The sequence below is a fragment of the Shimia litoralis genome (genome assembly GCF_005518135.1).
Classification (GTDB): Bacteria; Pseudomonadota; Alphaproteobacteria; order Rhodobacterales; family Rhodobacteraceae; genus Shimia_E; species Shimia_E litoralis.
In genome coordinates this window covers 86,662-104,702 of sequence record NZ_SULI01000006.1, presented here as the reverse complement: position 1 = coordinate 104,702, position 18,041 = coordinate 86,662, and the positions used below count along the sequence as shown (strand labels likewise).

The 18,041-nt window shown below is 55.4% G+C and carries 17 protein-coding genes; 8 read left to right on the top strand and 9 right to left on the bottom strand.

Features of this window, described 5'->3' with window-relative positions:
• Positions 1 to 273 precede the first annotated feature (273 nt).
• Positions 274 to 3,393, top strand: coding sequence for an Rne/Rng family ribonuclease (locus tag FAP39_RS07310; RefSeq protein ID WP_138015739.1), 3,120 nt, complete (start codon positions 274 to 276; stop codon positions 3,391 to 3,393).
• 119 nt (positions 3,394 to 3,512) lie between these two features.
• Here FAP39_RS07310 and FAP39_RS07305 read toward each other — a convergent pair whose 3' ends face one another.
• On the bottom strand, positions 3,513 to 3,737 hold the full coding sequence (locus tag FAP39_RS07305) for a sulfurtransferase TusA family protein (protein ID WP_138015802.1): 225 nt from the start codon (positions 3,735 to 3,737) through the stop codon (positions 3,513 to 3,515).
• Between the two features lie 92 nt (positions 3,738 to 3,829).
• Here FAP39_RS07305 and FAP39_RS07300 point away from each other — a divergent pair, with 92 nt between their 5' ends.
• The 3 genes from FAP39_RS07300 (at position 3,830) to FAP39_RS07290 (ending at position 7,275) form a co-directional block, all read left to right on the top strand.
• The gene (locus FAP39_RS07300; protein WP_138015738.1) at positions 3,830 to 4,582 is read left to right on the top strand and encodes a cytochrome c biogenesis CcdA family protein; all 753 of its coding nucleotides are present in this window, start codon (positions 3,830 to 3,832) and stop codon (positions 4,580 to 4,582) included.
• Positions 4,583 to 4,690: 108 nt separating this feature from the next.
• The gene (locus FAP39_RS07295) at positions 4,691 to 5,902 is read left to right on the top strand and encodes a hypothetical protein (protein ID WP_138015737.1); all 1,212 of its coding nucleotides are present in this window, start codon (positions 4,691 to 4,693) and stop codon (positions 5,900 to 5,902) included.
• On the top strand, positions 5,899 to 7,275 hold the full coding sequence (locus tag FAP39_RS07290; protein ID WP_138015736.1) for a cytochrome P450: 1,377 nt from the start codon (positions 5,899 to 5,901) through the stop codon (positions 7,273 to 7,275). The genes FAP39_RS07295 and FAP39_RS07290 overlap by 4 nt, the downstream gene beginning before the upstream one ends.
• A 23-nt stretch (positions 7,276 to 7,298) precedes the next feature.
• Here FAP39_RS07290 and FAP39_RS07285 read toward each other — a convergent pair whose 3' ends face one another.
• Both FAP39_RS07285 and FAP39_RS07280 read right to left on the bottom strand, forming a co-directional pair.
• Positions 7,299 to 7,415, bottom strand: coding sequence for an entericidin (locus tag FAP39_RS07285; RefSeq protein ID WP_138015735.1), 117 nt, complete (start codon positions 7,413 to 7,415; stop codon positions 7,299 to 7,301).
• On the bottom strand, positions 7,412 to 9,235 hold the full coding sequence (locus FAP39_RS07280) for an extracellular solute-binding protein (protein ID WP_425471407.1): 1,824 nt from the start codon (positions 9,233 to 9,235) through the stop codon (positions 7,412 to 7,414). The genes FAP39_RS07285 and FAP39_RS07280 overlap by 4 nt, the downstream gene beginning before the upstream one ends.
• 293 nt (positions 9,236 to 9,528) lie before the next feature.
• On the opposite strand from FAP39_RS07280, the gene FAP39_RS07275 reads away from it, so the two are divergent.
• Positions 9,529 to 10,302 carry a 3-hydroxybutyrate dehydrogenase gene (locus FAP39_RS07275; RefSeq protein ID WP_138015734.1) on the top strand — a complete coding sequence of 258 codons (774 nt, stop codon included), beginning with the start codon at positions 9,529 to 9,531 and terminating at the stop codon, positions 10,300 to 10,302.
• Positions 10,303 to 10,369: 67 nt separating this feature from the next.
• Here FAP39_RS07275 and FAP39_RS07270 read toward each other — a convergent pair whose 3' ends face one another.
• From FAP39_RS07270 to FAP39_RS07255, 4 genes are all read right to left on the bottom strand, one after another.
• A complete protein-coding gene (locus FAP39_RS07270) occupies positions 10,370 to 11,056 on the bottom strand; it encodes a DUF502 domain-containing protein (RefSeq protein WP_138015733.1) in 687 nt (228 codons plus the stop codon).
• 71 nt (positions 11,057 to 11,127) lie between these two features.
• Positions 11,128 to 12,051, bottom strand: coding sequence for a pseudouridine-5'-phosphate glycosidase (locus tag FAP39_RS07265; RefSeq protein ID WP_138015732.1), 924 nt, complete (start codon positions 12,049 to 12,051; stop codon positions 11,128 to 11,130).
• Positions 12,048 to 12,941: a PfkB family carbohydrate kinase gene (locus FAP39_RS07260; RefSeq protein ID WP_138015731.1), complete on the bottom strand. Its 894-nt coding sequence runs from the start codon at positions 12,939 to 12,941 to the stop codon at positions 12,048 to 12,050. Before FAP39_RS07260 ends, FAP39_RS07265 begins: the two co-directional genes overlap by 4 nt.
• A 47-nt stretch (positions 12,942 to 12,988) precedes the next feature.
• Positions 12,989 to 13,798 carry a DUF4198 domain-containing protein gene (locus FAP39_RS07255; RefSeq protein ID WP_246058996.1) on the bottom strand — a complete coding sequence of 270 codons (810 nt, stop codon included), beginning with the start codon at positions 13,796 to 13,798 and terminating at the stop codon, positions 12,989 to 12,991.
• On the opposite strand from FAP39_RS07255, the gene FAP39_RS07250 reads away from it, so the two are divergent.
• Positions 13,797 to 14,942, top strand: coding sequence for a HupE/UreJ family protein (locus tag FAP39_RS07250; protein ID WP_246058994.1), 1,146 nt, complete (start codon positions 13,797 to 13,799; stop codon positions 14,940 to 14,942). The two genes, FAP39_RS07255 and FAP39_RS07250, sit on opposite strands and share 2 nt — an antisense overlap.
• Here the strand turns inward: FAP39_RS07250 and FAP39_RS07245 are convergent.
• Both FAP39_RS07245 and FAP39_RS07240 read right to left on the bottom strand, forming a co-directional pair.
• Entirely contained in the window at positions 14,939 to 15,559 is a 621-nt protein-coding gene (locus FAP39_RS07245; protein ID WP_138015730.1) for a thiamine phosphate synthase, read from the bottom strand. The two genes, FAP39_RS07250 and FAP39_RS07245, sit on opposite strands and share 4 nt — an antisense overlap.
• A gap of 56 nt (positions 15,560 to 15,615) precedes the next feature.
• Positions 15,616 to 15,966 carry a TfoX/Sxy family protein gene (locus FAP39_RS07240; protein WP_246058992.1) on the bottom strand — a complete coding sequence of 117 codons (351 nt, stop codon included), beginning with the start codon at positions 15,964 to 15,966 and terminating at the stop codon, positions 15,616 to 15,618.
• A 111-nt stretch (positions 15,967 to 16,077) separates the two neighbouring features.
• Here FAP39_RS07240 and FAP39_RS07235 point away from each other — a divergent pair, with 111 nt between their 5' ends.
• Together FAP39_RS07235 and ctaA are read left to right on the top strand one after the other, a co-directional pair.
• A complete protein-coding gene (locus tag FAP39_RS07235) occupies positions 16,078 to 16,824 on the top strand; it encodes an RNA methyltransferase (RefSeq protein ID WP_138015728.1) in 747 nt (248 codons plus the stop codon).
• 68 nt (positions 16,825 to 16,892) lie between these two features.
• On the top strand, positions 16,893 to 18,038 hold the full coding sequence (ctaA, locus tag FAP39_RS07230) for a heme A synthase (protein WP_138015727.1): 1,146 nt from the start codon (positions 16,893 to 16,895) through the stop codon (positions 18,036 to 18,038).
• The last annotated feature ends 3 nt before the right edge of the window (positions 18,039 to 18,041 follow it).

Below are 18,041 nucleotides of genomic sequence, written 5' to 3'. Positions count from 1 at the left end.
CTTCCTTTCAGACCGATTGGACCCCGAAAATGGGTCAGAGAGACGCCCGGACCGCTACTGCGACGGGCCTGTAACAGGCGCAGGGATGTGAAAACGCCCACAGCGTCGGAGAAAAACCGCGATGACGCGCGCGTACGTATTGAGACACCGAGCAGAGGCCGCATGCGGCCCCCTTGGTCGCGCGCCTAGCTTCGCCTTGACAAGACACCCCCCGCAACCCCTTCGCCACGGTCCGCCAGGACGGAGGCGATTGCGCGGGTGCAAACGGACAACATGCCTAAGAAAATGCTTATCGATGCCACCCACGCGGAAGAAACCCGCGTCGTAGTGGTCGACGGAAACAAAGTTGAGGAATTCGACTTTGAATCCGAAAACAAACGCCAGCTTGCTGGCAATATATACCTTGCTAAGGTCACACGGGTTGAACCCTCACTTCAGGCGGCGTTTGTCGACTATGGTGGAAATCGTCATGGGTTTCTCGCATTTTCCGAGATTCATCCGGATTATTACCAGATTCCAGTGGCTGACCGTGAGGCGCTGCTTGAGGAAGAGCGCGCTTATGCCGAAAGCCTGAAAGCGCGTGACGAAGACGAGGAAAAACCCAAATCCAAGCCACGTCGTGCACGCTCTCGCTCGCGTGGCAAAGCCAAAGAGGCGCCTGTTGTTGAAGAGGCCGCCGCTGATCAAGCTCCATCTACTGACACAGCAACAGATGTGACCCAGATCGATGGTATGGAAACAATTGATCTTGGGGATGACACCACCGAAGGCTTGTCGCCGATGGAATTGGTGCATGAGACACCAGTTCAAGAGCCCGAAGAAAGCCCGAAATCTGAAGCGTCCGATATCGACAAGGATGTTGCAGAAGAGGTCAAAGCGGTTGACGTCGTCGCAGACGAAGAGCCCGTTGCGGCAGATGTCGCAGAGGCAGACGCGCCCGTAGACGCTGTTGAAGCGCAGGCGGAAGTCGATGAGGCCGTTGTGGCGGTTGATGCAGGTGACGCTGATGCTGCAACATCGCAAGACACGTCTGACGAGACACCAAAAGACGGCGGCGACAAATACATGGCTGCCGACACCGACGGTGAAGACGCCGTTGTGTCACGCGACCCCAAAACAGGTGAAGACACCGAGACCAAAGCGTCTGATGCTGCCGTGCAGGAAGATGCAGTCACCGCTGAACCTGTTGTGGCACCCGAGATCGTTGCCGCAGAACCTGTCGAGACGGCCACGCCTGCGAGCGACGCTAAAGAAGACACTGTTGATTCCGACGAGGATGCGGGCGTTCAAGCCGATGCTGCAGATGCGGATGACGACGACGCGCCCGCCAAAGGCTCGGACGCAACCGCCAAGGACGCCAGCATTGAGTCCGTAGCGGATGAAGATGACAGCGAAGACATTCGCCCGCCACGCAAGCCGCGCCCACGTCGCTACAAAATTCAAGAAGTGATTAAGGTCCGCCAAATTCTTTTGGTTCAGGTTGTCAAAGAAGAACGTGGCAACAAAGGCGCCGCCCTTACGACCTATCTGTCGTTGGCGGGACGGTATTGCGTGTTGATGCCGAACACCGCGCGCGGTGGTGGGATTTCTCGCAAAATCACCAACGCAGTTGACCGCAAAAAGCTCAAGGAAATTGCTGCCGAGATTGATGTGCCACAAGGCGCAGGTCTGATCGTGCGCACCGCCGGAGCAAAACGGACCAAAGCTGAAATCAAGCGCGACTATGAATATCTGCAGCGCCTTTGGGAGCAAATCCGCGAGTTGACACTAAAGTCAATTGCCCCTTCTAAGATCTATGAAGAAGGCGATCTGATCAAACGCTCGATCCGCGATTTGTACAACCGCGAAATCGACGAAGTCTTTGTGGAAGGCGAGCGGGGATACCGCATTGCCAAAGACTTTATGAAGATGATTATGCCGTCACACGCAAAGAACGTGAAGAAATACGAAGAGTCTTTGCCTCTGTTCGCGCGCTATCAGGTCGAAAGCTATTTGTCTTCGATGTTCAACCCGACTGTTCAGCTCAAGTCGGGCGGCTATATCGTGATTGGTGTGACCGAAGCGCTTGTGGCCATCGATGTGAACTCTGGTCGTGCGACCAAAGAGAACTCGATCGAAGAAACCGCGCTCAAGACCAACCTTGAAGCGGCAGAAGAGGTTGCGCGCCAATTGCGTCTGCGTGACTTGGCTGGTTTGATCGTGATCGATTTCATCGACATGGATGAACGCAAGAACAACACCGCCGTTGAAAAACGGATGAAAGACAAGCTCAAGACAGATCGTGCTCGCATTCAAGTGGGCCGGATTTCGGGCTTTGGTCTTATGGAAATGAGCCGCCAGCGGTTGCGCCCCGGTATGATCGAGGCCACAACCCAGCCATGCCCACATTGCCATGGCACAGGTTTGATCCGGTCGGACGACAATCTGGCGCTATCGATTTTGCGTCAGATCGAAGAAGAAGGCACCCGCCGTCGGTCGCGCGAAGTTCTGGTCAAAGCGCCGGTTGCGATTGCCAACTATTTGATGAACCAAAAGCGCGAGCACATTGCCCAGATCGAAGGCCGGTATGGTCTTTCGGTACGGGTTGAAGGTGATCCGATGTTGGTTTCGCCTGATTTTTCGATTGAAAAACTTAAAACCGCGACACGCATTGTTGCAGAGGTTGCCGCGCCGGTCGTGTCTGTTGATACATCCCTAATGGATGAGATCGATGAAGATGTGGCACAGGATCAGACCGCACCAGTGGCCGCTGTATCTGAAGAAGAACAGGACGATAAGCCGAAAAAACGCCGTCGTCGTCGTCGTCGTCGGAAATCAGGCGGCGAGAATTCGGATGTTGTTGCCACTGAAGATGGCGCATCCGCCGAGTCGGGCACAGCCGACGCGTCGGAAAATGCCGCAACCGATGAGGCGGCCCCAGAGCAAGCTTCTGAGGGTGAGGCCGAGAAAAAGCCGCGTCGTTCACGCTCTCGCAATCGCAATCGGTCGCGGGCGAAGAAATCGGAAGACACGCAAGATGCGGATGTTTCTGCTACTTCTGATGCGTCAGAGCCGACGTCAGATGCGAAACCGGTAGAGACCGAGGCACCGCAAGCTGCCACTGAAGTGCGCGATGTGTCGGAGGATGCAACACCTGTGGTCAATGGTGCTGAAACTGTGAGCGCCGCGCCGCAAGCCGTTGAAACCGCACCAGAAGTGAGTGATGCTCCGGTTGAAAAAACCGATGCGAAACCGGTTGTTGTAGACGAGCCGGCTCCGGTCGAGGACGTTGTCGCAGCACCAGTCGAGGCCGAGGTTGTGCAACCTGATCCAGCCCCTGCGCCCGTTGCATCCACAGCCCCTGCCGCCCCAGCCAAGCCCAAACGCAAGGGCTGGTGGTCGATGGGCGGATAACGCCGTATCCGCGATATGTGAAAAATAGAAAACGCCGCAGAGAAATCTGTGGCGTTTTTCACATGTTGGGGTGGCGTCTGGTTTGCTGTCTGGAGCGCACGACTTAATTGCTTCGAATATCAGCCGGACTTTTCAACCTCGAAAACCAGAACTCCGTTGTTGTCCTGCGTATCGATCAGGATATGACCGGATTCATTGCAAAAATGCGGCACATCAATCACGGCGGCCGGGTCATCTGCCAACAGGCGAATGCGCTCGCCTGACGCAAGCGGTTGCAGTCGTTTACGCAAGCGCAACACGGGCAGGGGGCACAACAGGCCGATGGCATCAATTTCCAAAGTCATATTGTTCAAATATGCGCGATTTATGGACCTGTCCACAGAGATGTGACTTTGCAGCGCGTGACCTTGCTGCATGGATGGATTATGTGGGACTCATGTTTGGAATCGAAATCATCGACGCAGGTTTGTTGCCTGCCATGCTCGTCGCGCTCGTGGCTGGGATTGTCTCTTTCCTCAGCCCCTGTGTGCTTCCGATTGTACCGCCATATCTTGCATATATGAGCGGGGTGTCGATGTCTGATATGTCGGACCAGGCCGCTGGGCGGCGTCGGGCGACAGTGGCCGCCTTGTTCTTTGTGATGGGGTTGTCGACGGTCTTTTTGTTCCTTGGGTTCACAGCCTCTGCGTTTGGGGCATTTTTTCTGAAAAATCAGGATCTTTTCTCGAAAATTTCGGGCGTGGTGGTGATCATTTTTGGTCTTCATTTCCTGAATGTATTCCGGATCCCGTTTCTGGATCGCGAGGCGCGACTGGACACGGGTGATGCGGGCGGATCCGCGTTTGGGGCTTATGTGCTGGGCTTGGCGTTTGCCTTTGGTTGGACGCCCTGCATTGGGCCTCAATTGGGTGCGATCCTGTCGCTGGCAGCGGGCGAGGCGTCAATCGCACGTGGCACACTCTTGCTTGGTGTGTACGCGTTGGGCCTTGGTATTCCATTTTTGTTGTCGGCGATGTTCTTGTCACGGGCCATGGGGGTCATGAACCGTTTGAAACGCCATATGTCTATGATTGAGAAAATTATGGGTATCTTGTTGGTGGTTGTCGGCGTGGCCTTGGTGACCGGCGCCTTTAGCACCCTAAGCTGGTGGCTGTTGGAAACCTTCCCTGCGTTGGCAGAGTTGGGCTAAGCCTGCGACCTTTGCGGGAAATTTTGAGGTGCGGCCAACCAGCAGACCGCTTTGGTCTTACGTCACGCAAAAAAGCCGGATAGTCTGATCTCGAATTGAGGTCAAAGCATGAGCCAGAGCGTGGACAACTTGGTCACCCGCCGTCGGGTTTTCTATATTCCCGGGTATGATCCCATTCATCCACGTCGATACCGAGAACTGTATCGCAAGGAATCCCGTACACAGGCCAAGATTTCGGGCTACGACATTGATCTGTCGGCAAAACCCTCAGGCGGGGCCTATGGTTGGCACGTTGCTGGACGAATTGATGGTGTCGAAACCCATGCCGATTTCGAGGTTTTGGTGTGGTCGGATATTGTGCGCGACAGCATGGATCAGCGGATATTTGCAACCTATGGCCAACTTGTGCGCACGGCGTGGGTCTATATCAGCACTGGCGCGTTGTGGCGGTTGATGAAGCTGCGCAAAGGTCCCGTGATTGCCGCGCTGTATCCGGTGTTATTCCTGCTGCTGCAATTGGTGGTTTCATTACTTGCCGCATATGGGTTGGGAGCATTGCTCGCGATGGTGTTGCCCGCGTGGACAGCAATTGCGGGGCTGGGCATTGTGCCGTTCTTGTTGGGATGGTTTCGCAAACACGACGGCAAATTTTTCGCCTATTACCTGATGCATGATTACGCGTATTCTGCGGCGTCGCGCGGTGCAAACCCACCGTCATTAGAAGCCCGCATGACCGAATTTGCCAGCAGCATTTCCCAAGCCTTACAGGACGATACAGACGAAGTTCTGGTTGTCGGGCATTCATCGGGTGCCCATTTGGCGGTGTCTATTCTTGCCGATCTGATCCGGTCGGGGCAGGTCGCCAGCGACGGACCACGCCTAAGCTTCCTATCGCTTGGTCAAGTCGTGCCCATGGTGTCGTTTTTGCCGGATGCGCAACGGCTTCGTGCAGATTTGAAGTTTCTCAGCGCGTGTGATGATCTGACATGGGTGGATGTGACCGCCCCGGGAGACGGCTGTGCCTTTGCGCTTTGTGATCCGGTGTGTGTGTCCGGTGTCGCTCCGGCACAGAAAAAATGGCCATTGGTTCTGTCTGCGGCGTTTACCCAAACCCTAAGCCCAGAACGGTGGAAAGAGCTGCGCTGGCGGTTCTTTAGACTGCATTTTCAATACCTGTGTGCCTTTGATCAGGTTGGGGAGTATGATTACTTTCGCATCACTGCGGGATCACTGACATTGGGGGATCGTTATGAAAATCGGGCTCCATCCAAGTCACGGATCGAAACGCCGGTGAATAAATTTACGGATACTGCTGTATGACTCGTGTGCCCCCGAAACCAGCAGCCCGCCCAGACAAGGTGTCCTTGCTGCGATATGTGAAGCTGTTTCGACAAGATATTCTGTCGGCCCAGCCTGCGCGCTTGTATCGGGCGTGGATGGCCGAGTTTCGCACGCCGTTTTTCCGCTCTTATATGGTGAACCAACCGGACCTTGTGAAAACCGTGCTCAAGGATCGGCCCGATGATTTCCCAAAATCCAGCCGGATCAGCGAGGGCCTGCGCCCATTGTTGGGCGACTGCGTGTTTCTGACAAATGGCGAGGTCTGGAAGCAACAGCGCCGGATCATTGATCCGGCCTTTGAGGGCGGGCGACTTCGCGATACATTTCCTGCGATGTGGCAAGCCGCCGAGGCTGCGACGCAACGCTTGCACGACAAGACCGGAATACCAATCGAGATCGAGGCGGAAACCAGCCATGTTGCGGCAGACGTCATTTTCAGAACCCTGTTTTCCATTCCAATTGAACACGGGATCGCACAACAGGTGTTTGCCCAATTCCGTGATTATCAGCGCAGTCAGCCCATTTTGAATTTGGCGGCCTTGGTGCCATTGCCCAAATGGATGCCGCGGTTTTTTAACAAACGGACCAAACAAACCGCCAAGTCCATTCGGGCGCTGATCACTCAACTGACCGAGGCGCGCATGCACGACATTCGGGCAGGCACAGCGCCCGACGATTTGGCGACCAAGATCATGTCGACACAAGACCCGGAAACCGGACGCACCTTTTCCACCCAAGAGATGGTGGACCATGTGGCGATCTTTTTTCTGGCGGGCCATGAAACCAGCGCGTCGGCCTTGGCATGGACATTGTATTTGATGGCGCTTTATCCCGAATGGCAGGACAAGGTCGCCGAAGAAGCGCAGGTGCTGTCTGCGTGTGACTTCACAGTCATGAGCAAATTACGCACCAGCCGCGATGTCTTTCGAGAGTCGTTGCGCCTGTATCCGCCCGTGCCGATGATGGTACGTCAGAATACGTGCCCCGAGCATTTTCGGGATCGTGATATTCCGCTGAAAAGCCAAATCGTTCTGTCGCCATGGCATCTGCATCGCCACGAGCGCCTGTGGGATAACCCCGACGGGTTTGATCCTGACCGATGGGGCACCGAAAATGGCAAAACCTGTCAGCGAGAGGCGTATCTGCCATTTTCCGCCGGAAGCCGCGTGTGTACAGGGGCTGGATTTGCGATGATCGAAGGCCCGCTGATCTTGTCGATGATCCTCAAGTCGTTTCGGGTGACTGCGGTAGGGGCGGCGCCGGTGCCCGTCGCGCACCTGACTGTGCGGTCACGCGATGGCATCTGGCTTCGATTGGAGCCACGACAACAGGGCGCGCATCCCTCAGCCTAAGAGTGATGGAGCTTTTAGGTGCCCTAGAACCAGCCCTGAACGGCGGTGGCCCCATCCGTGATGTCTTCGCCAACGCCGGCCACTGTGTTGCATCCGGCAAGGGCGCTACAGATCAGCGTCACAACAATTAGGTTTTTCATTTATCTGTCTCCTCGTACCACCACACGGCGGGCATCCATTCGACTCCGTCGCCGTATATCGGCAAATTCGATGGATACTTAAGCTGTTTGATATGTGCAATACGGCCAACCGAATAGGTCCAGATCGGGATGACGTATCGACCCGTTGTCAAAACCCGATCCAGCGCCCGCGCGGTCGATTGGAACTGGTCTTGAGATGTAGATGTCAGCAATGCTTGGATAAGAGCGTCCACAGCAGGGGATTGTATGCCCATCACGTTGCGTGAACCATCTTGTGCGGCGCTTTCGCTGCCCCAATACAGGGATTGTTCGTTACCTGGACTCAGGGACAACGCACGCCGATAGTCGGTCATGTCAAAATCAAAACCTGCAATGCGCTGGGTATATTGGGCATTGTCTACTGCGGCGACCGTTACTTGAATGCCAAGCTTTTCCAAAGACTTACGATATATGTCTATGATGGCTTTGTTCTGACTGTCGCCTTGGCGCAGCAAAATTTCAAAGGCAAAGGGCACACCATTCTGGTCTTGGAGCTGGCCATTTTCCACAACCCAACCGGCGTCGGTTAGCAACGCCATCGCTTTGCGCAGGTTTTTGCGATTGCGCGCAGTTCCGTTTGAGGCAGGCAGTGTGTATCCGGTGAGGGCCTCTGTGGGGATATCTGCGACATACGGCTCTAGAATGTCAGCGACCGAACCCTTTGCGGGGCCATCTTGCATTGCCAGATATGACCCAGAGAAATACGATGAAATGCGCGGCTGTCGTCCACCAGTCATGGTGTCATTGATGAATTCAAAGTTAAACGCATGCAGCATCGCATCGCGCACCCGAATGTCATCAAACGGGGCGCGTCTGGAATTCATGACCAAGCCGGTCATCCCGGATGGTTTTTGATGTGGAATTTCGGATTGCACGACATCCCCAGCAACGACGGCCGGAAAACCATAGCGGCTGGCCCAGTTTTCGGCGTTAAATTCGCGCACAAAGTCCAGCTCGCCGGCTTTGAAGGCTTCGAACATCACGTCTGCATCGCCATAAAAGTCGATGCGGACCTCGTCAAAGTTGCCAACACCGCGCCGAAGCGGCAAGTTCTTGCCCCAGTAATCCTCATTGCGGGTCAGCGTAACGTGACGGCCCGGTTCAAACGACGATACCTGATAGGGAGCTGATCCGATCGGTATATCGGCAAGTGTGGCATCCGAGAATTCGACGTCCTGCCACTGGGCTTTTTGTAAAATCGGGCGCAATCCGGCGATCAGGGCCAATTCGCGGTCCGGTGTGTTGAACGTGATGCGCACGCTGCGCGGCCCCGTTGCCTGAATGCTTTGGATTTTTGACCACAGCCCTAGGTACCTCGGGTGGCCTTTGGTGCCCAATGTTTCAAAAGACCAGATCACATCTTGGACCGTCACGGGGGTGCCATCTGAAAATTTCGCCTCGGGGCGCAACACAAATTCGACCCATGTGCGGTCTGGATCTGTCTCAACCGATTCGGCCAAAAGGCCATAAAGTGAGAACGGTTCGTCCCAATTTCGCCCCATCAGGGATTCGTGGGTAAAGAATCTAAGCTGCCAAGAGACGGTGCCTTTTCGCAAAAACGGATTAAGCGAATCGAATCCACCAGAGTTGCCGGTCACCAGCCGTCCACCTTTGGGGGCGTTGGGGTTGGCATAGGGGAGGGACACAAAATCATGTGGAAGAGCAGGGGGCCCATACATAGCTATGCCATGGCTTGGGTCGGACTGCGCAAATGTGCCCATAGAAATTAGGCCTGCAATGACGATTGGCCGCCAAAATTGCCGGAAACATACTGGTCGCATTATCGGAACAATCCTGCTCTGCCTTGTTTTTGTTGACACAAAGGTACATCGGGTTCGCGGCCTTATCAAACTTTTAGCTTGGACTCTCGGCGTGGGATTGCTTATAAAGAACTTACTGCTCGATAGGTTTCTTGCCTGTATGAAACCTGCCTCAATAACTTTACGCCCGCCTTGCGCGGGCGTTTTTTTTTGGCGTTTTGTCTTACGTAAGAATACGTGGTGCGACCAAAACCCCCTTATTTTGCGAGTGCAGCATGATATGATGCTGCAAACTTAGGACGAAGGGATCTTCAATGACGTTGTCAGGCAAAACGGCCATCATCACTGGCTCAAATTCGGGAATCGGTCTGGGAATCGCCCGCGAACTGGCGCGCTCTGGCGCGAATGTGGTGCTTAACTCTTTCACCGATAGCGATGATGATCATGCGCTGGCGGCCTCGATCGCCCAAGAGTTTGATGTGGATGCAAAATACATCCAAGCCGACATGTCCAAGGGGGATGAATGCCGCGCCCTGATCTCCAAGGCTGGCGGCTGTGACATTTTGGTGAACAACGCTGGGATTCAGCACGTTGCCCCGATCGACGAGTTCCCCGTCGAAAAATGGGATGCGATCATCGCGATCAATATGAATTCAGCGTTTCACACAATGGCGGCAGCCTTGCCAGGGATGCGCGAGCGGGGCTGGGGTCGCATTGTGAATATTGCATCGGCGCATGGTCTGACGGCATCGCCCTTCAAGGCCGCCTATATTGCCGCCAAGCATGGCGTTGTCGGCATGTCCAAAACGGTTGCGCTTGAAACGGCTCAAGAGCCCATCACGTGTAACGCGATTTGCCCCGGATATGTGTTGACGCCGCTGGTCGAGGCCCAAATCCCCGACACAATGCACGAATACAATATGAGCCGCGAAGATGTGGTGAAAAACGTCATGTTGACCCGCCAACCCTCGAAAGAATTCGCAACGGTCGAGCAATTGGGCGGCACAACCGTATTCTTGTGTTCGGATGCGGCGGCACAGATCACCGGAACCACCATCAGCGTGGACGGCGGCTGGACCGCTCTTTAGGGGCTTAGGCCTTCAAAATGAGAAAAGACCCCCACGGGGGTCTTTTGCGTTCTGATACAGTACAATATCAGGCTGCGGGTTTTGTGGGGTCTTTTGTATTTGGATACACAAGACCTGCCGAAATCACCAATTTTGCGGCGTCTTCTACGCTCATATCCAGCTCGATGATGTCTTGTTTCGGGAAAAACAGCAGAAAGCCCGATGTTGGGTTTGGTGTTGTCGGGACAAACACGCTCATCAAGGTGTCGCCTGTGTGGGCGGCTTTTGCGACTTCGCCTTTGGCTTCGGTGGAAATAAAGCCCACCGCCCAGATACCGCGTCGTGGATATTCAATCAGGCAGGCTTTTTCAAAGTTGCGGTCAGCTTGGGCAAAGACGGTTTCGGCAATCTGTTTGACGCCGGAATAGATCGACCGCACAACCGGCATCCGATCCACAAGGCTTTCTGCAAAATTGATCATCGAGCGACCAATCAAGCCTTTGGCAACCCAGCCAACAAGAATCGTGAAAATCAGGAAAATGATCACCCCGACACCACGCAGGTTGATGCCGATGTATTTCTCGGGCTGAATCGTGGCAGGGACCAGCGGCAACACAACACCATCCACCCAGCCGATCAGCGTCCAGATCAGCCAAATGGTCATGCTGACTGGGGCTATCACGACGATACCGGTCAGAAACGACGCCCGCAGTCCTGAAAGCTTGCGCGGCTTTCGTGCAGAGGGTGTGTGATCTTCATCAAATGGCGTGGTCATCGTGATCCTGCATTCTGGTTGAAAAAGAGGTAAGCGTTTCCCTAACGGGGTTCAACGTTTCACGTCGAATATTAGGGCCCTGAGACACGCAATGTGCCGATTTCGGTCGCGATCTGTGCTGCGAGCCGCGCATTGTTGAGCACAAGTGCGATATTGGCCTCCAAAGACCGGCCCTGCGTCAGCTCGAAAATGCGTGCCAATAAGAATGGTGTGACCCCTTTGCCAGAGACGCCTTGGTCTGCGGCCTCCTGCGTGGCTTGGGCAATAATCGGCGCCAGCGTGTCAGCAGGGATTTCATCATGAACCGGAATCGGGTTGGCGACCAATTGGCCTCCGGGTAATCCCAGTTGGCCGCGCATGATATGCGCGCGGGCAATGCGGGTCGGGGTGTCCATACGCAATGGGGCATCCAGATCAGATCTGGCTGACCAGAAGGCCGGAAAGCTGTCTTGTTGATAGGCAATTACGGGCACACCGTTGGTTTCCAACACCTCAAGGGTTTTGGGAATATCCAGAATGGCCTTGGCGCCTGCGGCCACGACAGTCACAGGTGTTGCAGCCAATTCAGTCAGATCAGCCGAGATGTCAAAAGATGTCTCTGCACCTTTGTGAACACCGCCGATCCCACCTGTTGCAAACACATGAATGCCGGCAAGATGTGCGGCGATCATGGTGGCGGCAACGGTTGTGGCCCCGGTGCGGCCTTGGGCCATGCACACCGCAAGATCGGCACGCGACAGCTTGGCTACGTCTTTGGCCTGTGCGAGTGCCGACAACTGAGGATCGGTCAGGCCCGCGTATAGGATGCCGTCAATAACAGCGATTGTGGCTGGCGTTGCCCCATGCGCCCGAATGGTGTCTTCGACCTGTCGCGCAACCTCTAGGTTTTGCGGATATGGCATCCCGTGGGTGATGATGGTGCTTTCCAAGGCCACGACGGGCGCGCCGGACTCGAGGGCGGACTTTACGTCAGGGGACAGGGTAATCATTGTCATTTCGCATCTCCTCCGGAGACATAGTTTGCCGCGGCCTGAAGCGCGCGAGATAAGGCGTCGTCTCGCGATGCACCGGAAATCTCGGACGCGATATGAGCGGCCATAAATGTATCGCCCGCACCCGTGACACGTGTCACCAGCACATTCGGCGGGGTTTGGGTCAAGATGCCCTTGGGCGAGGCATCAGAAGCAGATTGCCCTCCGTCCGTCACAAGGGCACGGCGTGCGCCGCGTTCAAGCAACCCTGCAGCCGCCTGTGCCGAGGTGTCGAATGTGCGCTGACACAGCAATCCGGCCTCTTCAAGGTTCACATAAAGCGTGGCGCGCTCATGGGCCATAAAAGGAGCAAGGCGTTCTGCCTTACCGGGGGACGCGGGGGCCACACGCAGGTCGGCATTTTCAAAGAGCGGGCTATGGGCAATCTTTTCCAGCAATCTCTGGGTCAGATTGCCATCCAGCGCGATGGGGCCCTGATAGGGGGCCAGACGGTCGCCCAAGGTGCCGTTTTCCATGGGGCGGAGAATTTTTTCGTCTGCGGCTTCAAGCGAATGCGCGTCAGCGATGGCTGCAATCAAGCCGTTGGCGCCTTCAACAGCCATATAGCGATCGGTCGGCAAGTCTTCTGAGCGATAGATATGGTCGGTGATCATCCCAAGGCTTTGACATGCCCCGATCAGTTCATCACCCTCTGGATCTCGGCCCACAGCACTCAGCAATGCTGGGCGGACTCCAAAGCGCGCGAGCGTCATGGCAATATTCAACGCAACGCCACCGGGCAAACGCGTAATGCGCCCCGGAACGTCGGAGCCATGGCGCATATGGACTGGCGCGCGGCCGATGATGTCCCACAAAACGGACCCGATGCACAAGATATCTGGATGGTGTGTCATAGCCGAGTTCTGACCGTTCTCGTGCACCTTGGCAAGACAATGACGCGTTATGGTCGTTGAAACGTGAGCGCAGCCCACAAAGATTCCCACACAATGTCGTGCTCTTGGGCCAATGCCGCAGATGGAGGACGCAAAACCACCGAATCCACCAGATACCGATGTCCGCGTTTTAGGGGAATACGGGCGATGCCATCCGAGTTGGTGATAAGGGTTTTGGTCTGAACAGTGTCGTCAGGAGCTTGGTCAAAGATTTCGATCTGGGCGCCACTGCGAGGGCTGTTTTGATACAGCAACTGAACGTCCAAGCCGTCGGGCAGGGAGTCGGTGTACGGATTGCCAAGCGCGATCAACTCGACCTCCAGTCCGGTATTGCGATCCTGACCGCGGCTGTGGCCAACGCCAATCAGGGATTTTACCAATCGACGATACCCTTCGTCAAAAGGCGCATCAGGCAGGTTGCGGGCGGCATGGCGGGCTGCGATGTCACGATATCCCTTGTGATGCGCAAAGCTGGCGAATGTGTCCCAGCTGCGATAGGTCACTTTGCGCAAGGTTGTTTCATGCACCAAAATCATCAATCCAGCCGTGTCAGTCGCAATTTTAACGGCGGGCATATCACCTGCGCGTCCCTTAACGGGGCGGATTGTCTCGGCCTGAATTTGGTCAAACCTCAGATTACGACTGTCGAACCAGGCAAAGGCCGATCCATTGAAATTCTGGCCGTTTTTTAGGTCTGCGACGATCTGGTCGCCGGTTTCGACTTGAAAATTTTGTGGTTCAATCCAAAACTCGTGCGCAAGACCTGGCGCGGCAAAGGCGCCTGCTATCAAAACGGTCATCAGGCGGAGCAATGTCATGTCACATCTCACTTTTTGGACTATGCTGAGGCGGTGTTTGGCGCTTTGGATTGCGTGCCTGAGCATGGCGATCACGGTGCCCGCGAATGCCCACGAGATCAACCCGACAATTGGGGACCTGACAGTTGTGGACGGGCAGGTCACGCTCCAGCTTCGGGTGAATGCCGAAGTGTTCTTGGCGGGTATTGATCTGGATAAGGTCAGCGATACCGATCTGGTGGCGGACACGTCAGATTATGTGACATTGCGTACCTTGTCCCAAGATGCGCTGAAAAGCCAACTATGGGATGCGCGGCAGATTTTCGAAGATGGCATTGTGATCTCGACGCAATCCGGCAGGCTTGCGCTTGAAATCAGCGATATTCTTGTTTCAGAGACCGGGGATGTTGAATTGCCCCGTTTGTCGCGGATCACTCTGATGTCGCAGATACCTTCTGGTTCAAGAGATATCATGGTGTCTTGGCCCAAGGGCTTTGGTGCTCTGATTTTGCGCCAGCAAGGTGTTGACGATCCGTATACCGGATATCTTGCCGGAGGGGACTCAAGCCCTGCGATCACCGTACAGGGCGGCGATGCGCTGGGGCCCTGGGCCAGCTTTGCAAGCTATGTTCCTGTGGGGTTTGACCATATCTTGCCCAAGGGACTGGATCATATCCTGTTCGTGTTGGGGTTGTTCTTTTTGTCGCTCAAGCTGCGGACGTTGTTGTGGCAAGTCTCGGCCTTTACCTTGGCCCATACGGTGACACTGGCGATGGGGGCGTTGGGCTGGGTGTCGGTGCCCGCAAGCATTGTGGAACCTCTGATTGCGGCGTCCATCGTGTATATCGCCGTCGAAAATATTTTGGGCGAGGGGCTTAGCCGCTGGCGCCCGTTTGTCGTGTTTGGATTCGGCTTGTTGCACGGTCTTGGATTTGCGTCGGTGCTGGGCGAGTTTGGTCTGCCTGCTGATCAGTTCATACCTGCCCTGATTGGGTTCAATGTTGGGGTAGAGTTGGGTCAACTCACCGTCATTGTGCTGGCGTTTGCCACCGTGGGATACTGGTTTGGGGCCAAGCCGTGGTATCGCGCGCGTATCGCGATCCCGATGTCAGCCGGGATTGCGATGGTCGGCGCGTACTGGTTTTTTGAGCGTGTGTTTTTTTAGCGCGAGGCGGCCATAAAGTCGGCCAACTTGGCTACTGGATCTTCGGTATTCCAGATTTCATCGCCGATGCCGAAAAAGTCGGTGATTGGCGCCAGTTTGCGCACGATATCCAGATCAAGCGCGCCTTCGGCGACAACCGGCACTTCGATCATCTCGGACCACCACTGAAACAACTCTGCGTCGGCAAGGGTACCATCCCCCAAAGGGGTGCTGCCGACCGGACCAAAGCTGACATAATCTGCACCGGCTTCGCCAGCAGAAATACCATCATGGCGCGAGGCATTGCAAAAGGCGCCGACAATGGCGTCATCCCCAAGATCTTTGCGGGTTTTGCGCACAGATCGCGATCCATCCAACAAATGCACGCCGTCCAGCCCCAAACGTTCTGCCAGCACAAGATGTTCGGAAATCACCAGCGCGACATCGCGGGTGTGGGCCACATCGCGTAATGCATCTGCAGCGCGCGAAATCCGGTCCTCGTCGCGGGTGGCCAGCGCAAGCCGGATACACGAAATTTCAGTGCTATCCAGCACGGCCGCCAATTGATCGGGAAAACGGCTAAGTTCGATCTCGGGCGGGGTGATCAGATAGATTTGCGGGTGCTCGGTGTCGGCCATCTTCGGGCTCCGTGATTCAGGGTTTGCGCCGCTATAACGTGGTTTGACGGGCTTGGCTACTTTGCAGGCAGACTGCCAACAAAATCCAGCGCCAATTCCAACAATTGTGCGCGTCTGTCATCATCACCCATCAGATCATCATCGACATCCAGCATGCCACCCATGCGCTTTCCGGTGAATGCCAAGGGGCTGACCCCGTCAACGGCAAGGGCCGCGGTCTCGTTGGCTTTGCCGACGCGGTACATGCCGCCGCCCTTGTGCACCCCACACAACATATTGCCAAAGTGCATAAAACACAGTCCGCCAAACATCTTCTTTTCGATGATCCCTTGGGTTTGGGCCAAGTCGTCGCGCATCAAGGTCGCAAGCCCTTCATCATAGGCCAATGTGCTGTCCTTTCGTATCATGTTGACCCACTCTAGGCTGGAACAGTCAGTTTTTGAAGAATGACAGTGGCGGGCGGGTTGTTTCACAGCGCCTGCGACGATATCAGCAATCAGATTTTACAGGAGCCACGCATGCCAAGTCATATGCCACAGCCGTCTTTTGTGTTGGTGCGTCCGCAAATGGGGGAAAACATTGGCGGGGCTGCCCGTGCCATGTGGAACTTTGGGTTGGATCGCATGCGGATTGTCAGCCCCCGCGATGGGTGGCCCAGCCAAAAGGCCGTTGCGATGGCCTCTGGGGCGGGACGGCTTTTGGATGAAGCACAGCTCAGTGGCTCTGTGGCGGATGCGCTCAGCGACTGCACCTATGTGTTTGCCACGACGGCGCGGGCGCGTGATCTGACCAAGCCGGTCATGACACCAGAGCGCGCGATGCAGGTCGCGCGGGAAAAGATTGCCGCTGGGGAAAAAGTCGCCGTGATGTTTGGCCCTGAACGTGCAGGACTAGAAAACGACGATATTTCCAAGGCAAATGCGATTATCAATGTGCCGGTCAATCCGGAATATGCGTCACTCAATTTGGCGCAATGTGTGCTGCTGACGGCCTATGAGTGGCGTCGCGGGGCCGCAGATGTCGTGCCAGAACGTGTGGAAATGGCCAAAGCAGAATGGGCAAGCAACCTTGAGGTTGAAAAGCTTGCGGATCATTACGAACAACGTCTGGAAACGGCGGGTTTCTTTTTCCCCGAGGCCAAAGCCGAAAGCATGAAGATCAACCTGCGCAATATGTGGTCACGTATGACCTTTACGCGCGCGGATGTGCAAATGTTGCACGGAATGATGCGGCAGATGGTGCGTTGGAAAGAACGCGACGACTAATTTGACATCATGTCCTTGAAGGGCCCGCCGCTGCGGCCTAATCTTTCATCAACAGCAAAAGGTGTCCTATGAGCCAAAAGCGCAGTATTTTTGAGGACGTGAGCGAACAGAGCGCTGCGCCAGCGCCAACCGCCGGAATGATTGACAAAGGCACGCGCGGCGCCCGTCGCGGGGTGCTTCTGTGGTTGATGGTCCTGTTTGCAATGGTTGTGGTGATGATTGCCGTGGGGGGGCTGACGCGCCTGACCGACAGCGGGTTGTCCATCACGGAATGGCGCCCGGTTACTGGTGCAATCCCCCCGATGTCCCAAGCGGACTGGGTCTCTGAGTTCGACAAATACAAACAGATTGACCAGTGGCAGATCGAAAATCGCTGGATGACGCTGGCCGACTTCAAACAGATTTACTGGTGGGAATGGGGACATCGTCAAATCGGGCGCGTGATTGGTCTGGTGTGGGCGCTTGGGTTTTTCGGCTTTCTGGCTGCACGCCAAATTCCGACGGGCTGGACAGGGCGTTTGCTTTGGATCGGCGCGCTTGGCGGTGTGCAAGGGGCTGTCGGCTGGTGGATGGTGGCCTCGGGGGTCACATCTGGCGAAGGTATGGTGGCTGTTGCGTCTTATCGTTTGGCCATCCATCTGGGGCTGGCCTTTGTGATTTTGGGCTTTATTGCTTGGTATATCTTTATGCTGGGCCGTACCGAACGTGACCTGATGCAGGCCCGTCGTAGTAAAGACACCAAGCTGTTTTCGCTTTCCACAGGGCTTTTGCATGTGGCCTTTATCCAGATTTTGCTAGGCGCTTTGGTGGCGGGCATAGATGCGGGGCGTTCCTATACCGATTGGCCGTTGATGGCGGGGCAGATATTTCCACCGGATGCCTTTATGATCGAACCTGTTTGGCGGAACTTTTTTGAAAACCCCGGGCTGGTTCAGTTTGTGCACCGGATTTGGGGATATTTGTTTGTGATTTTCGCCGTGGTCGTCTGGCGTCGTGGGCGCGCGGCAGCCAACACAGGCACACAATTTGCCTTTAATTCCGTAATGGCCATTGTGGCCGTACAACTCGTGTTAGGGATTGTCACAGTTTTGTATGCTGCGCCGGTGCATATTGCGATTGTACATCAGTTCGCCGCGATCGTCGTTTGGGTGTTGATCTTGCGGGCCCGTTTTTTGTCACAGTTCCCTGTGACCCGTTCCATACGAGAAGGATAAGAC

Bases quoted from the DNA above. Each gene is read 5' to 3' on its own strand.
- FAP39_RS07305 (WP_138015802.1), bottom strand. From the start codon at position 3,737: ATGACTTTGGAAATTGATGCCATCGGCCTGTTGTGCCCCCTGCCCGTG.
- ctaA (WP_138015727.1), top strand. From the start codon at position 16,893: ATGAGCCAAAAGCGCAGTATTTTTGAGGACGTGAGCGAACAGAGCGCT.
- FAP39_RS07275 (WP_138015734.1), top strand. From the start codon at position 9,529: ATGACGTTGTCAGGCAAAACGGCCATCATCACTGGCTCAAATTCGGGA.
- FAP39_RS07260 (WP_138015731.1), bottom strand. From the start codon at position 12,941: ATGACACACCATCCAGATATCTTGTGCATCGGGTCCGTTTTGTGGGAC.
- FAP39_RS07240 (WP_246058992.1), bottom strand. From the start codon at position 15,966: ATGATACGAAAGGACAGCACATTGGCCTATGATGAAGGGCTTGCGACC.
- FAP39_RS07300 (WP_138015738.1), top strand. From the start codon at position 3,830: ATGTTTGGAATCGAAATCATCGACGCAGGTTTGTTGCCTGCCATGCTC.
- FAP39_RS07255 (WP_246058996.1), bottom strand. From the start codon at position 13,798: ATGACATTGCTCCGCCTGATGACCGTTTTGATAGCAGGCGCCTTTGCC.
- FAP39_RS07285 (WP_138015735.1), bottom strand. From the start codon at position 7,415: ATGAAAAACCTAATTGTTGTGACGCTGATCTGTAGCGCCCTTGCCGGA.
- FAP39_RS07295 (WP_138015737.1), top strand. From the start codon at position 4,691: ATGAGCCAGAGCGTGGACAACTTGGTCACCCGCCGTCGGGTTTTCTAT.
- FAP39_RS07310 (WP_138015739.1), top strand. From the start codon at position 274: ATGCCTAAGAAAATGCTTATCGATGCCACCCACGCGGAAGAAACCCGC.
- FAP39_RS07235 (WP_138015728.1), top strand. From the start codon at position 16,078: ATGCCAAGTCATATGCCACAGCCGTCTTTTGTGTTGGTGCGTCCGCAA.
- FAP39_RS07270 (WP_138015733.1), bottom strand. From the start codon at position 11,056: ATGACCACGCCATTTGATGAAGATCACACACCCTCTGCACGAAAGCCG.
- FAP39_RS07290 (WP_138015736.1), top strand. From the start codon at position 5,899: ATGACTCGTGTGCCCCCGAAACCAGCAGCCCGCCCAGACAAGGTGTCC.
- FAP39_RS07265 (WP_138015732.1), bottom strand. From the start codon at position 12,051: ATGACAATGATTACCCTGTCCCCTGACGTAAAGTCCGCCCTCGAGTCC.
- FAP39_RS07250 (WP_246058994.1), top strand. From the start codon at position 13,797: ATGTCACATCTCACTTTTTGGACTATGCTGAGGCGGTGTTTGGCGCTT.
- FAP39_RS07280 (WP_425471407.1), bottom strand. From the start codon at position 9,235: ATGCGACCAGTATGTTTCCGGCAATTTTGGCGGCCAATCGTCATTGCA.
- FAP39_RS07245 (WP_138015730.1), bottom strand. From the start codon at position 15,559: ATGGCCGACACCGAGCACCCGCAAATCTATCTGATCACCCCGCCCGAG.